The sequence below is a fragment of the Tatumella sp. JGM130 genome, from assembly GCF_018257525.1.
GTDB lineage: Bacteria > Pseudomonadota > Gammaproteobacteria > Enterobacterales > Enterobacteriaceae > Tatumella > Tatumella punctata.
Window position 1 is genome coordinate 1 of sequence record NZ_JAERJS010000052.1, and the last position, 13,748, is coordinate 13,748.

The following is a 13,748-nucleotide window of genomic DNA, read 5'->3' on the forward strand; positions in this document are numbered from 1 at the left end:
CTGTCTGCGGACATTGCTACCGCCAACCGGTCGGTCACCCGTCTGGTAAAGGTCCCGATGAATGAAATGCAGGAAGCCGCTCTGACCAGTTTCGTGTTTAACGTGGGGGCCGGTAACTTCTCTCGGTCATCGTTACTGCGTGAGCTCAACGCCGGTCATTATACCGAGGCCTGTAACTCGCTCACCCGATGGGTGTACATCGGCCGGACTAAATCCACTGGCTTAATGAACCGCCGGGAAATCGAGAAAGAAATCTGCCTGTGGGGTGCTCAATGATTTGGCTACTCGCAAACTGGCGTTATGTGCTGATCACTTTACTGGCCGGAATCCTGCTCAGTGTTGTAATCCTGATGGATCACTATCGGCATTCAGCGGATGAGTGGAAAGCAACGTCTCAGCAGCAATCATCTCTGGCCGATTCCCGGCTCAAAACTATCATCACGATGCAGGCGCAGCAGAAATCTGTCTCTGACATCGACAACCAGTACCAGAAAACTATCAAGGCGAAAGACGATGAAATCAGTTCTCTGCGCAACAGCGTTGACTCTGGTGCTGTCCGGTTGCGCATCAAAGCAGTATGTCCGGTCGGAGTGCCCAAAACCTCCGGCACCGCCAGCCGCTCTAATGCAACCAGCGCCGAACTCAGTCCAGACGCTCGACAAGATTATTACACCCTCCGCAGCCAACTGAATCAGGCCACTGCACAGATTAACGGCCTGCAGGCTTACATCAGGGAAATCACCAAATGAAATTCATCCAGTGGCTGAAAAGCCTTTTCACGAAAAAAGAGAGCGAAGAAATGTCAGATCAATCCGTAGTAGAACCAGTAGCAGCTACCCCAGTGGCAACTGAAACCCCAGCAGCGGCCGAAACACCAGTGTCAACTGATACCGGATCATCAGGCAGCGGTACCGCCGCTCAGGCAACATCCGACGCAGATACCACTGCAACCAGCTCACCGCTGGAGCAGGCCAAAGCCAAATTTGACGCTTTCGTGGAATTTGTTGAGCATGGTCTGGAAGTCTTCGGCAAAGAAGCCGAAACCGATCTGGTCGCACTGAAAGATAAGTTCCTGTAATCAGAACAGAGGCCATCACTGCGGTGGCCTCGATTGTGATTACCCGACAAGTAATTTCACTCCCCAAGCCCACTTTAACCGGTGGGCTTTTTTATTGGCGCAACGCACGCGCTTAAAACCCAGAACCTTTCAGGATGCACCTTGAGGAACCGGCTGGCTGTCGGAGCTCTCTGGGGGGCCGTTTTCCTGTGCGACAAGGTTCATCACTAAAAGGTAATTCCGATATGCAATATCCAACAGTAAAAGTGAATGGTATCTCTGTTCGTGTAGATGCTGAGGGCCGCTATAACCTCAATGATCTCCACGCTGCGGCAGTAAAAAACGGAGAGGCTACGGAGTCTCAGCGACCAAGCGTATTCTTACGAAGCGCCCAAGTTAAACGCTTTGTTAAGGCCTTAAAGTCCAAAGCACTAAAAAATGCTTTGGAACAAAATCAACCACTTATAGTTATACACGGTGGTGATAATCAAGGGGCGTGGGGCGTAGAGATGATTGCCGTCCGATATGCGGCATGGATAAAGCCCGAATTTGAAATTGACGTCTACAACACGTTCATTGAAAGCAGAACCAATGCACTGGATATTCTTAACCAGCTTAACCGCCTGGATTACCTGATATCTGGCGAAACCAAAGAGATAAGCCAGTGCGCAAGCAAAATGGGTAAATGGGGATCGGGCGGAAGAAAAGCGCTACTGAATGACGCGCGTCAAAACCTTATCGACCAGATAGATCCTGACATGGTGGCTCTGATGGAAAAATCAGTTGTGTGACCCGCAAAAAGTCGCTGGTTAACCCGAGAGCCACTTTCACAACGGCTCTCGGTGTTAGTTACTATCTTCTGCGGAAAATACCCCGTTTACTCCTTGACTCTTTGAAGAACGAAACACCCATCCAAACTGCCACGATCAATAGAGCTAAGGCTAAAGCCAAAAGGAAAAAGTTACTCATATAATATTCTTCAAATGTTCGAATCGCAGCATTATATTCCAACTCAACTTAAACTCAATTTGTAAGTGTTTCGTAAGGATAGGGTTTGTACGAATGTATCACAGAGCATCCGTCCGGGTGCTGTTTAATGCAATCAACAAGGAGCAACTATGAAACCTCAACTCGCTCATCTATACCGGAATGGCCGATTCTTCGGTTATGGGATAGTGGTAGATGGAGAGCTCATTGACCGGCAATTATCAGCAGGCATCCACTGTAGCCCTGACGATATACCGAAGGTTACAGCAACATTCAGCATTGATAACGAAATGATTGAGAATCCGGTAAGGATAGACCTTCCGGTTAAATAACAAGGAATAGGAATGGCGGCTGAAAAGAAAATCGGCTGTCTGACCGTTGTAACATCTGCTCATTAATCAACCTCTGTATTGGCAATGTTGATTTAGGTCAAAATCCAGCCTAAGTTTTAAACGTAAGGTTATTTAATCTCTGAGTTGTTAATTTTATGCGAGAGACGCCATGAAAACTGGATTTTACAGGGTAGGTAAGGACGGATGTGCTTCGAAGATATTACTTTTTCTTGAGGGATATGGATTTTTTACACCCAAGTGTAAAGTTGCCTTATCACTGAATCAACTTCAAGAAAAAGGCTTTCGCCTGATTGGTGATAAGATAGATATTAGTAAGTAATACCCCTTTGGTAAGTAATGAAATCAGAGCATTGTCATCTCATAGCATAGCCCACCTGATCATGTGGGCTTTTTTACATGCAATATCTGAACACATTAAACTCACTTACAACTCTGCGCCTTAGTGGGTATTGTGCCTGGTTGATTCAATACAGTTACATTCTAGGTTTTGCATTGTGCCAGTGGATATGGGCGCAGTCATTTTTGACATGAAGATAGCACACTCTTTTGTCATGGAAGGTACATCCGGCCCTTTCTGAGCGCAGGAAACTAACGATAACGGTAGAAGTAAAAAAGAAACAAGCCTAATCAAATTTATCCCCTCTCATAAGTGCTAATCAGGTGGTTAAACAAAGCTGTGAAATTAATAGCTAAGTATCTTAACGGCAGTCCCCAATATCACAAGGTCATTATGGTTTTGGCTGTCTGGAAATGGAGAAACAATGGCAAAGCCGGATTGGAGCGAGCTTCAAGAACGGTTCCTGTCCGAATATGCCGAATCCGGCGTATCACCGAAAGAGTGGTGTGAGTCGCAGGGGCTGAACTATGCAACTGCTCGCCGATACATTAAGAAGCCTGCGCAGAGTGCGCAAAAAAGTGCGCAGCGTAAAACGCGCAGTGCGCAAAAGCTGGAATGCGCAGGAGAGTTAACTGAAAGTGATGGGCTGACAAAGCAACAACGGGAATTTGTTGCGGAGTACCTGAGCGATGGCAATGCTACACAGGCAGCTATCCGCGCAGGATATAGCAAGAAGACTGCTGAACAAATTGGTTATCAGTTGCTTAAGAAAACTTCAGTTGCGCAGGCCATTGCACAGCAGCAGAAAGCGTCAATCGCACGAACCATTGGCACCGCCGACGAAATCCTCTCCCAGATGTGGCAACTCGCCACCTTTGACGCCAACGACCTCACGCAATACCGCCGCGGCTGCTGCCGTCACTGCTGGGGCGTCGATCACAAATACCAGTGGACTGAATACGAATACCGGCAGGCGGAAGATAAAGCCGAACGCCAGGGGAAAGCACCGCCTGATTGCTCCGGCGGCCTTGATTACAACCGAACCATTGACGCTAACCCTGATTGCCCTGTTTGTAGCGGTGAAGGAGTGGGGCGCGTCTATATGCAGGACACTCGCAAGCTGTCTCCGATCGCCCGGCTGGCTTACTCCGGTACAAAGGTGACGAAAGGCGGCATTGAGGTGGTCAGCATCAGCCGTGAAAAGATGTTTGAAGCCATTATCAAGCGAATGGGCCTGTCTGACAGCGAGATTACGCAGAAACTCCAGCAGCTCGAACTGGAGCGCAGGCAGCTTGAGATTGAAAAACTGCGCAAGGAAATCAGTGCGCAGGGAAGTGACCAGCCGATAACACGAATGGAGGTGGTAATTGTCGGGGAGAACAATCAGAACGACCCTGACGCCACCACAGGGTAAGTTTTTCAACCTGCAGTGCAAATATCCGGCCTTCGTCGGCGGCTTCGGCACAGGCAAGACGGAGACCATGGCGGTGAGCGCGTTCCGTGATGCCAGTCATTCATCTGACGCACTGATAGCGATGTACGAACCAACCTACGACCTGATCCGCTTAATCCTCGCACCACGCATGGAAGATAAGCTCAGCGAATATGGTGTCCGGTACAAGTACAACAAGTCAGAGAACATCATCTACACCTCGTCACCGGGCATTGGCGACTTTGTCCTGCGCACACTGGATAACCCAGCGCGGATAGTCGGTTATGAGTCCTATCGCAGCCACATTGACGAAATCGACACGCTGAAAGAGCAACACGCGACCGATGTGTGGATCAAGGTGATTGCCCGTAACCGTCAGCGACCCAACGGATTGCCTGACCCGTTCAACCGGGTGAGTGTCTACACCACGCCTGAAGGTTTCCGGTTCGTGTATAAGACGTGGAAGCGCAACCCGAAGCCTGGCTACGAGATGGTTCAGGCCAGCACCTACAGCAACCCGTTTTTACCACCGGATTATGCTGACACATTGCGCAGTTCTTATCCCGCGCAGTTAATCGAAGCCTATCTGAACGGTGACTTTGTCAACCTGACCAGCGGGACGGTATATCACTGTTATGACCGCAAGCTGAATGGTAGTAGTGAGATTGTCACCGGTAGCGAACCAATTCATGTTGGGATGGACTTCAACGTCGGCAAAATGTCGGCCATTGTCCATGTGCTGCGCGGGGAGCATCCTCACGCCGTGGATGAAATTACGCAGGGCTACGACACGCCTGATGTGATTAAGACGCTGCAGAACCGGTTTCCGGCAAACAAGGTGCATGTCTATCCCGATGCCAGTGGCAACAGCCGCAAATCGGTGAATGCTTCCGAAACTGACCTCAGCCTATTACGCACCGCTGGATTTACCGTCCACGTTAACGGCACTAACCCATCAGTGAAAGACAGGGTGAACTCGGTCAATGCCATGCTGCTGAATGCAGAAGGTGAACGTCGGTACCGTATTAATGCTGACCGGTGTCCGGTTTACGCCGAATCACTGGAGCAGCAGATATGGTCACCTAACGGCGAACCTGACAAAACAGCAGGGTTTGACCACGCGAATGACGGCGGCGGTTATTTCATTGTGAAGCGATTCCCGATTATTAAGCCAACCGGCAAAGTAACTCAACTCCGGATGTAAACCATGCCAGATATCTCAACACCCAATCTCGACTACAACGATATGTGCGAGGCGTGGGACATTAACGATGCTCTCATGGGCGGTACGCTGGAAATGCGCCGCCAGGGCGAGACATATCTTCCACGCTGGCCCAATGAAGACAAAGAAAGCTATAAGCAGCGCCTCAGTGTGGCCACACTTCTTCCTGCATACGAAGAAAGCATTAAGCAGAACATCGGCCGTATTTTCGCTGAGCCAACAGTGTTAAGTACATCAGCACCGGAAGCTATTAAGACGCTGACCGAAAACATCGATATGGAAGGTGATCGGCTGGATGTCTGGGCACAGCAGTTCTTCAGTCTCGCGTTCCAGTACGGACTCGCGCATGCCCTGGTCGACTATCCGAAAACTGACCCAGCGATGGTGAAAACCCGGGCTGATGAACAGCAATCCGGCGCCCGGCCTTATGTGACCATGCTGAATCCGCGCCAAATTATCGGCTGGCAGTCTGCCGTGCAGGGCGGAAAGGTCGTTTTAACCGACCTACGCATCAAAGAAGTCGTAATCATTGATGGTGATGACTTCGGACAGACAAAAGTTGAGCAAATCAGGCATATCATGCCCGGCAAAGTCGAGATTTATCAGCCAGCGCAAGGTGAAAACGGAGCCATAGCCTGGACCATGGTCGATAGCTGGCAAACCAGCCGGCAGGATATCCCACTGGTGACGCTTTATACCAAACGTACCGGCTTTATGCGTGGCGCACCGCCGCTGCTGAACCTGGCTCATCTGAATGTTAAACACTGGCAGTCACAGTCTGAGCAGGACAACATTCTGCATGTTGCCCGTGTTCCGCTGCTGTCTGTGTTCGGGCTGGACGATGATCAGGAGCTGACTATCGGTGCAGCCTGTGCAACGCAATTTTCTGACCGTTCAACGCAAGGTATGGAATACACCGAGCATACCGGCGCTGCGATTGGTTCCGGGAAAACCTCTTTGGATGACCTCGAAAACCAGATGCGGCAGGCCGGAGCCAAACTGACGCGCGCTGAAAACACGTCGACCAAATCACTCGACCAGACTCACAGCGAACATATGCAGGAGAATTCGCCGCTATACACCATGGCAAACTCACTCGAAGACGCGCTGGATAATATCCTGCAAATCATGGCCGAGTGGATTGGCGAAAGTAATGGCGGCACTGTGGATGTTCGCACTGAGCTGGATGTATCCACACAGACCTACGATGCGCCGTCTGCATTGGCTGTACAGTCTCTGCAGCAGGGTGGAATCATTCGCAAGATTGATGCAGTACGCACGTTACAGGCGCTTAAGTTCATTGATCCGGATGCAGACCCTAACGAAGTCGTGGACGAACTAAACAATCTTCCGGTAACGCTAACAGGCGGTGATAATGTCAACATCGAACCAGGTGCTGCGGGATGAATACATCGCACACGCTATCTGGATTAGCAGGTTCGGCACTGGCGTTGCTAACCGGATAGTCAATATCCTCAACCAGAGCGATGCAGAGCTTACCGCGCGTTTGATAGTGGCAATGAACGGGATGGATGCTCAGAGCTTCACAGTGACGCGCCTGGAGGCTTTGCTATCCAGCGTCAGAGCAACGAACGCCGCAGCCATTCGCGCTATGCAAACCGGCCTGACCGATGAACTGCAGCAACTGGCCCAGCATGAGGCTGGATATCAGCTCAGTTTGTTTGAGCATGCGATACCTGATTCTGTGCTGGCATTGCATCCGCTCACCGGCATTCATCCTGACACTCTGTACGCCGCGGCAATGGCCCAGCCGTTTCAGGGTCGACTGTTGAGTGAGTGGGCGTCCAACCTCGAATCAGACCGGATGACGCGCATCAGCAATACTGTCCGTCAGGGATTTCTCCTCGGTGACACAACAGAGCAGATAGCCCGGAAGATTCGCGGCCAGGCCAATAACGGATATCAGGACGGCGCATTGCAGGTCAGTCGTGCGAATGCGGCCAGTATTGCCAAAACGGCAGTAGGGCACCTGGCATCAACCGCCAGAAACAGCTTTGCCAGCGCCAATGATGACATCATCAAAGGTAAGCAGTGGCTATCCACTCTGGACAACCGCACAACGCCAGCATGTCGCATTAGGGACCGGCTGAAATACACGCTGGATAATAAGCCTATCGGTCACAAAATCCCGTATCTGCAAGGCCCGTGCAAAATTCACTGGTGCTGCCGCTCGACCGAAACCTATATTCTGAAATCTGCTCAGGAACTCGGTATCGATATCAAAGAAATCCCGCCATCAGCCCGCGCCAGTATGGACGGTCAGGTGGCAGGTGATACCGATTATCAGAGCTGGTTTGCACGACAGTCCTATGACCGCCAGAAGCAGATTGTCGGCGAAAAACGGGCACGGTTGATGCGTGACGGCGGCATGAAGCCGGATGAATTTTACAGCGACAAGGGTGAATGGCTGACGCTCGACCAGTTAAAGGGTCGGGACAAACAGGCATTCAGTAAGGCAGGAATCAACTAACAAGGTCACTTCGGTGGCCTTTTTTTACGGCCGCAATCCGGATGGCAAGCGGCGCAACGGTCGGATGACCACACCAAAGGTATAAGCATGAAACTGAAAACAGTAGAAGTGAACGGTCAGAATTACGCGGCTCTCGATGATAATGGCCTGCCGGTCTATGTGCATGCAGATGGCAAAGAGATTGGTTTCGATGCTGCTCAGGCTGTCGGGAAAATCTCAGCACTGAATGGCGAGGCCAAATCACACCGTGAGGCCAAAGAAGCCGCAGAATCGAATCTGGCGAAGTTCTCCGGCATCACTGACCCGTCAAAGGCGCTGGAAGCTTTGGACATGATGACCAAAATCGACCAGAAAAAGCTGATCGACGCGGGTTCTGTTGACCAGGTTAAAACGGAAATCACCAAATCGTTTCAGACCCGGTTGGACGAAGCAAGTCAGCAGAATAAGGCTCTGCAAGGTCAGCTCTACAACGAGATGATCGGCGGTCGCTTTGCTGGCTCCCAGTTCATCACCGAAAAACTGGCGATTCCTGCTGATTTTGTTCAGGCCCGCTTTGGTCAGGCATTCAAAATCGAAGACGGTCAGGTCGTTGCCTATGACGGCAGCGGTAACAAGGTTTACTCCCGCTCCAAGCCCGGCGAAGTCGCAGGATTTGATGAAGCGCTGGAGTACCTGGTCGAGCAATACCCGCAGAAAGACCACATTCTGAAAGCCAGCGGCAATAGCGGCGGCGGCTCTCAGCAATCACAGCATGCAGCCGGACAAAAGACAATGAAGAGCGAAACCTTCAAAGGGTTGGGGCCTGTTGAGCAACGTTCTGCACTCAAAGACGGTGTCACCATCGTCGATTAACGATCACCAACTGCCACGCCTCGGATGGGGTTTGGTGCCTGAGCTGGATGGCTCAAAAAACCTCATATCAACTTAATAGGAAATCAAGAGATGGCGAATACGCTGACTAATCTAATCCCGACCATTTTTACCGCGCTGGACGTTGTTTCACGCGAACAGGTCGGCTTTATTCCTGCTGTGGCCCGTAACGCAAAAACTGACGCGGCGGCAAAAGGGCAGACGGTAACAGCACCAGTCGCGCCGGTTGCAACTACCGTTGATATCACCCCGGGTCCAGCTGCACCGAATACCGGTGATCAAAATATTGGTACCGTTAACGTACAAATCACTAAGTCCAAAATGGCAGCGGTTAAATGGAACGGTGAAGAGCAACTGGCTATCGGACCATCCGGTACCTACAACACCATTCTGGCTGACCAGTTCAAGCAGGCATTTCGTGCGCTGGCGAACGAAGTCGATGCTGACCTGGGTGCATTGTATTTCAACTCATCCCGCGCAGTTGGCACAGCCGGTACCGCTCCATTCGGTGTGAAAGATGACCTGTCTGATTTCGCTCTATCTCGCCAGGTGCTTACTGACAATGGTGCACCAACCACTGACCTGCAAATGGTCCTGGGTTCAGCGGCCATCGCCAACATGCGCGGTAAACAATCCGTTCTGTTCAAAATGAATGAAGCCGGCACGGATCAATTACTCCGCGAGGGTGTGATTGGTCGGGTTGAAGGCTTCAATATCCATGAGTCGGCGGGTGTTGCAAAAGTGGCTGCAACGGCTTCGACTGGCTATCTGGTGAACGGGGCTAAAAAAGAAGGCGATATCATCATTGCGGTAGACTCAGGCACTGGCGGTATCCTGCAGGGTAATACGGTGAAATTTGCGGGCGATGATAATACTTACCTTGTAGTGGCTACGACGGCGACCACTATCACATTGGCGGCACCCGGCCTGCGACAAGATCTGGCTGATGATGCTGAAATCACCGTTATTGGTGGCTTCACCGCAAACATGGCTTTTGACCGCAACGCATTCCTGCTGGCTGCACGTACTCCTGCAATGCCGCAGGGCGGCGATACCGCTGATGACGTGATGAACGTAACTGATCCAGTGTCTGGAATCACTTTCCAGGTGGCGCTGTACCGTCAGTACCGTCAGGTGCGTTATGAAGTTGGTCTGGCATGGGGTGTGGCATCCATCAAGCCAGAGCACGCGACCATCCTGCTGGCTTAAGCCTGGTTACAACCTCGGGGCTTCGGCCCCGTTTTCATGGAGGGCTTATGGCCGGACTGACGAAAGAACAACGGGCACAGCGCGAGGCTGAGAAAGCGCAAAGCCAGCCGGCGTTTATCTGCATGGTGACAGAGTTTCCGGCGTTCGAGGGCGCACCCACCAAAGCGAATGTGCATCCGGAAGAAGTTGAAGTCTGGAAAGCGCATGGCTGGAAAATTGAGGTGTAATCATGATCACCTTTATCGCAGTGGACGATGTTGATGCAGTGCTGGGTAGCGGATGGGCAGATACCGGCGGCAAAGCGAAAGCAGTGTTAATGGCTAATGCCTGGCTGAATGGCCTGTCACTGCGCCTGCCGTGCGACAAAGTAACGCATGAGCAAATCATCCCTGATGATGTGAAGACGGCAGGTGCCTATGCGGCTCTGTCAGCGTCTACTGGCGGCCTGTACCAGCAAAAGACTGATTCAGGATCATTGCTGAGTAAGTCTGTCGATGCTGATGGCGTGAGCGTATCGAAAACCTTTGCTGAACTGGATGCAAACAGCTCAACTCTGCTGGATTCAAACCTACAGCTGGCGATGGCGATACTGAAACCGTACGGGCTCAGCACATCGCAGGTCAGACTGGTAAGGGGGTAGTGTGGGCATTCGTGATGAGCTGCAAACCGAGATTGCCGCTGCTTTCGATGATGCTGGCGGCCTGGCTGATGCCGTTAACAAATTCACTGCCAGTTATGTCGTGGCCGGTGAAGTTGACCCGGTGACTGAGAAAACAACTAGCCAGACGGTCAGCTACTCGGGACGCGGTGTGTTATCAGACTATAGTCTGAGTCGCATCGATGGCGTAAACATCCTTCACGGTGACTTGAAGTTAACCGCGCTGACCAACGAAGTCACTGACAAGCCAGCAGAAGGGCATGTTGTTTTGACCGATGATCTGGTCTCTGGCGAACAGCAGGCGTACAAGGTTGTCACTGTTGGTACTGATGCGGCGAAAGCCACGTATTCTATCCAGTTGCGGAGGGCATAGCATGGCGAAAGGCTGGAGTTTTGACCCGTCAGAGTTTGCAGGAATGGTCAAAGAGGATGTCGGAAAAAAACTGAGGGTTATTTCCGTTCAGTTACTGAATGAGATTGTTATGACATCGCCGGTCGGAAATCCCGAACTGTGGATGAGTAAACCGCCTCCCGGCTATGTCGGCGGTACGTTCCGGGCGTCAAATCTTGTCAGTGTCGGTGAGCCTGATTACTCAGAGCCTGCCGGCCCCGATGAAGAAGGTTCCCGCACCATTCAGCAGGGGAATGCAGTCATCGCCACAGGCAAGCCTTTCTCAGTTATCTATATCCAGTCGAATCTACCTTACAGCGTCCCACTCGAAAACGGGCACTCAAAGCAAGCCCCGACGGGTGTCTACGCCAATGCATTTAACGGAGTAGCGCAGGCCAACAAATGACCCTTACCGAAATACGCAACGCTGTCATTAAACGAATGACGGTGCAGTCAGCCATGCCTGCAAATTCTGTGACCTATCCGAATGACCCGATTTTCGACCCGACAGGGAAAACCATCTGGGTGCGGTTAACCAATCTTCCCGGACTGGCTGGCGCGGTTGAAATCGGTGACGGCCCGGTTGTCCACCGTACCGGTACCATCATCATCCAGTTGTTCGTCCCATCCGGTGCCCGATCGCTGCTGATCACCGAAACGGCTGATGCCATTCGTGAATTGTTCGAGTTCCAGACGGACGGCGCACTGGATTACTTCGCTGTTTCTTGTATCGATGCCGGAGAAACCGATGGTTGGGCGCAGATGAATCTTTCCATCCCATACCGCGCTATGTAGCGCTTAACTTCGATAGGAGGCTCCTGTGAGTTCAGGCGCTAAAATCACGCTGGCTTACTGCCGCGAAACAACTGCCGGCACTACGCCGAATAACCCGTCATGGCTGTTGTGGAAACGCACGTCCAACGGGCTTAAACCTACGCAGAACATGATCGACAATGCCGAAATCGGCGGTACTCGTATGGCAAACGGTAAGACGCCGGGCACCACTGATGTTGGCGGTGATGTGGTCTGTAAATTCCGCTACGGTCAGCATGACCTTTTCCTGGCATCCTGCTTTGGCAGTGACTGGGCCGATAACAAGCTGGTTATGGGGAACGACCGCATCGCATTCTCAGTTGCCACATTTGCCTCTGACATCGGTGTAGCATCCATCGCTACCGGCTGTCAGGTCGGCACCTTCAAGCTTGAAATCCCGAACGATGGTGATTTGCAGGCTACCGTCACGCTATCCGGACTCGGCTGGGCTGACAAAGACGATGGCACCAGTTATTTCAGTTCACCAACTGATGCTGACGGCAAACTCCGTTTCTCATGCAAGCAGGTAACTGCAATCAGCCTGAATGGTGTAAGTGGTGGTGACGGATTCTGTGTCGATACTTTCAACATCCAATTCGATAACAACCTGCAGACCCAACGCTGTATCGGTACCGGCACTGGTTTTGCTGGAGCAAATATTCCGACCACGTTCACACCGTCCGGCCAAATCACACTGTCCTGGTCGAAATCAGCCTATGAGGCGTGGAAGAAAACACTCACCGGCGCATCAATGCCTTTCAGCTTCACGATCGCGAATGACGAAGGTTCGTATATCTTTAACTTCCCGTCTGTGCAGGTTGATGGTGACTGGCCGGATGGTGGTAATACTGACATCGTTCAGGTGCAGCTTAATATCACCGGTTCGGACACACCCCCGACCATTACCCGTGTACCAGCTGTAAAATCTCATTCACAGGCAGCTGCCGACTCAAATACTACAAGCGGGTCAACCGCTGGTTAATTCCTCATCTTTGCCCATGTCGTTCTGTATGGCGACTCGGGCCTTTTAACACGGAGGTATCATGTTAATTATTAATAAACATCTGGACGCTGATGGCACCCGTTGGATTGAGCCTGTCGCCGGGTTGAAACTGAAAGTTGGCAGCACCTCAAATCACGGTTTTAAATCCCGTACCGCGCTGGTTCGCCGCCACATCGATAAGCTGGACAGTCTGTTTAAAGCAGGTACCACTGATTTCAGCCTGGACGCTGTAGGTGATATCGACTCCATGGATGACTTGCTGCTGGAAACGTGCAGTCGTCACCTTCTACTGGATTGGGATGGTGTTGGCGAAGTGGTGAACGGTAAAGAGCAGGCGATCCCCTATACGCCGGAAGCCGGACTGGCGTTCCTACAACAAAACCCTGAGTTCTACTGGACTATCATTCAGACCGGTGCCGAGATTGCTGCTGGCAAAGAAGAACGGAAGCAGGATGCAGTGGGAAAGTAATAACCGCGCAGAAGTGGCTTAACCGTTACTCTGGGCTGGAGGGTGAACGTAATCGCTGGCGTGAAGAACGATTAGGTATCAAATCTGGAGACGAACCAGATGTTGATGAACTGACTGCACTACTATTGTCTTCCTATGCCACGATAAGCCGCGGCAGGCGATACACGGGAATGGCTGCATCACCTTTGCCAATCTCCATCAGAGATATTGATGCTTATCTGGCACCACGCCCGTTGGTGGTAGATCGTGAGTTATTCGAAGCAGCTATTTTCGCACTGGATGATGAATATCGGGCAGAATGGTCACGGCAACAACAGCAGGTCGAAGCGAATTCGGACGGTGACGAGGGCTGATTTGCTTTCCTTTGCATAATTTTAGTCCTAAATAGCTGCGCCAAATAGTAGATCACTTTAAGGGAACTCAGCCCGGATTGTGCGATCTGATCAATCGCCAAAC

The 13,748-nt window shown here is 51.5% G+C and carries 20 protein-coding genes; 19 read left to right on the top strand and 1 reads right to left on the bottom strand.

Features of this window, described 5'->3' with window-relative positions:
- The 4 genes from JK211_RS15950 to JK211_RS15965 form a co-directional block, all read left to right on the top strand.
- Positions 1-276 (top strand): lysozyme (locus JK211_RS15950; protein WP_212709607.1); only part of this gene is annotated, 276 nt, incomplete at its 5' end.
- Entirely contained in the window at positions 273-749 is a 477-nt protein-coding gene (locus JK211_RS17160; protein WP_349290171.1) for a lysis protein, read from the top strand. The genes JK211_RS15950 and JK211_RS17160, both read left to right, overlap by 4 nt.
- A complete protein-coding gene (locus JK211_RS15960) occupies positions 746-1,078 on the top strand; it encodes a hypothetical protein (RefSeq protein WP_212709609.1) in 333 nt (110 codons plus the stop codon). Before JK211_RS17160 ends, JK211_RS15960 begins: the two co-directional genes overlap by 4 nt.
- 224 nt (positions 1,079-1,302) lie before the next feature.
- Positions 1,303-1,848: a KilA-N domain-containing protein gene (locus JK211_RS15965; RefSeq protein ID WP_212709610.1), complete on the top strand. Its 546-nt coding sequence runs from the start codon at positions 1,303-1,305 to the stop codon at positions 1,846-1,848.
- A gap of 61 nt (positions 1,849-1,909) precedes the next feature.
- Here the strand turns inward: JK211_RS15965 and JK211_RS17025 are convergent, their stop codons facing one another.
- On the bottom strand, positions 1,910-2,026 hold the full coding sequence (locus JK211_RS17025; RefSeq protein ID WP_212709611.1) for a small membrane protein: 117 nt from the start codon (positions 2,024-2,026) through the stop codon (positions 1,910-1,912).
- Between the two features lie 149 nt (positions 2,027-2,175).
- Here JK211_RS17025 and JK211_RS15975 point away from each other — a divergent pair, with 149 nt between their 5' ends.
- The 15 genes from JK211_RS15975 (at position 2,176) to JK211_RS16045 (ending at position 13,645) form a co-directional block, all read left to right on the top strand.
- Positions 2,176-2,376, top strand: a complete 201-nt coding sequence (locus JK211_RS15975; RefSeq protein ID WP_212709612.1) for a hypothetical protein — start codon at positions 2,176-2,178, stop codon at positions 2,374-2,376.
- Between the two features lie 782 nt (positions 2,377-3,158).
- A complete protein-coding gene (locus tag JK211_RS15980) occupies positions 3,159-4,148 on the top strand; it encodes a terminase small subunit (protein ID WP_212709613.1) in 990 nt (329 codons plus the stop codon).
- Positions 4,102-5,370 carry a terminase large subunit domain-containing protein gene (locus JK211_RS15985; RefSeq protein ID WP_249213289.1) on the top strand — a complete coding sequence of 423 codons (1,269 nt, stop codon included), beginning with the start codon at positions 4,102-4,104 and terminating at the stop codon, positions 5,368-5,370. The genes JK211_RS15980 and JK211_RS15985 overlap by 47 nt, the downstream gene beginning before the upstream one ends.
- A 3-nt stretch (positions 5,371-5,373) precedes the next feature.
- Positions 5,374-6,795: a DUF4055 domain-containing protein gene (locus JK211_RS15990; protein WP_212709614.1), complete on the top strand. Its 1,422-nt coding sequence runs from the start codon at positions 5,374-5,376 to the stop codon at positions 6,793-6,795.
- On the top strand, positions 6,764-7,879 hold the full coding sequence (locus JK211_RS15995; RefSeq protein ID WP_212709615.1) for a phage minor head protein: 1,116 nt from the start codon (positions 6,764-6,766) through the stop codon (positions 7,877-7,879). The genes JK211_RS15990 and JK211_RS15995 overlap by 32 nt, the downstream gene beginning before the upstream one ends.
- Before the next feature lie 87 nt (positions 7,880-7,966).
- A complete protein-coding gene (locus tag JK211_RS16000) occupies positions 7,967-8,731 on the top strand; it encodes a DUF6651 domain-containing protein (protein ID WP_212709616.1) in 765 nt (254 codons plus the stop codon).
- A 90-nt stretch (positions 8,732-8,821) separates the two neighbouring features.
- Complete coding sequence (locus tag JK211_RS16005; RefSeq protein WP_212709617.1) at positions 8,822-9,958, top strand: P22 phage major capsid protein family protein; 1,137 nt, start codon at positions 8,822-8,824, stop codon at positions 9,956-9,958.
- A gap of 47 nt (positions 9,959-10,005) precedes the next feature.
- A complete protein-coding gene (locus JK211_RS16010) occupies positions 10,006-10,185 on the top strand; it encodes a hypothetical protein (protein WP_212709618.1) in 180 nt (59 codons plus the stop codon).
- Between the two features lie 2 nt (positions 10,186-10,187).
- Entirely contained in the window at positions 10,188-10,598 is a 411-nt protein-coding gene (locus JK211_RS16015; protein ID WP_212709619.1) for a protein singed, read from the top strand.
- Position 10,599: 1 nt separating this feature from the next.
- Complete coding sequence (locus JK211_RS16020; protein ID WP_212709620.1) at positions 10,600-10,989, top strand: glutamate 5-kinase; 390 nt, start codon at positions 10,600-10,602, stop codon at positions 10,987-10,989.
- A 1-nt stretch (position 10,990) separates the two neighbouring features.
- Positions 10,991-11,413, top strand: a complete 423-nt coding sequence (locus JK211_RS16025) for an HK97 gp10 family phage protein (protein ID WP_212709621.1) — start codon at positions 10,991-10,993, stop codon at positions 11,411-11,413.
- Entirely contained in the window at positions 11,410-11,802 is a 393-nt protein-coding gene (locus JK211_RS16030; RefSeq protein ID WP_212709622.1) for a phage tail terminator-like protein, read from the top strand. The genes JK211_RS16025 and JK211_RS16030 overlap by 4 nt, the downstream gene beginning before the upstream one ends.
- Before the next feature lie 25 nt (positions 11,803-11,827).
- Positions 11,828-12,802, top strand: a complete 975-nt coding sequence (locus JK211_RS16035) for a phage tail tube protein (protein WP_212709623.1) — start codon at positions 11,828-11,830, stop codon at positions 12,800-12,802.
- A 61-nt stretch (positions 12,803-12,863) separates the two neighbouring features.
- Complete coding sequence (locus tag JK211_RS16040; protein ID WP_212709624.1) at positions 12,864-13,292, top strand: hypothetical protein; 429 nt, start codon at positions 12,864-12,866, stop codon at positions 13,290-13,292.
- 170 nt (positions 13,293-13,462) lie between these two features.
- Positions 13,463-13,645 carry a hypothetical protein gene (locus JK211_RS16045; RefSeq protein ID WP_212709625.1) on the top strand — a complete coding sequence of 61 codons (183 nt, stop codon included), beginning with the start codon at positions 13,463-13,465 and terminating at the stop codon, positions 13,643-13,645.
- The last annotated feature ends 103 nt before the right edge of the window (positions 13,646-13,748 follow it).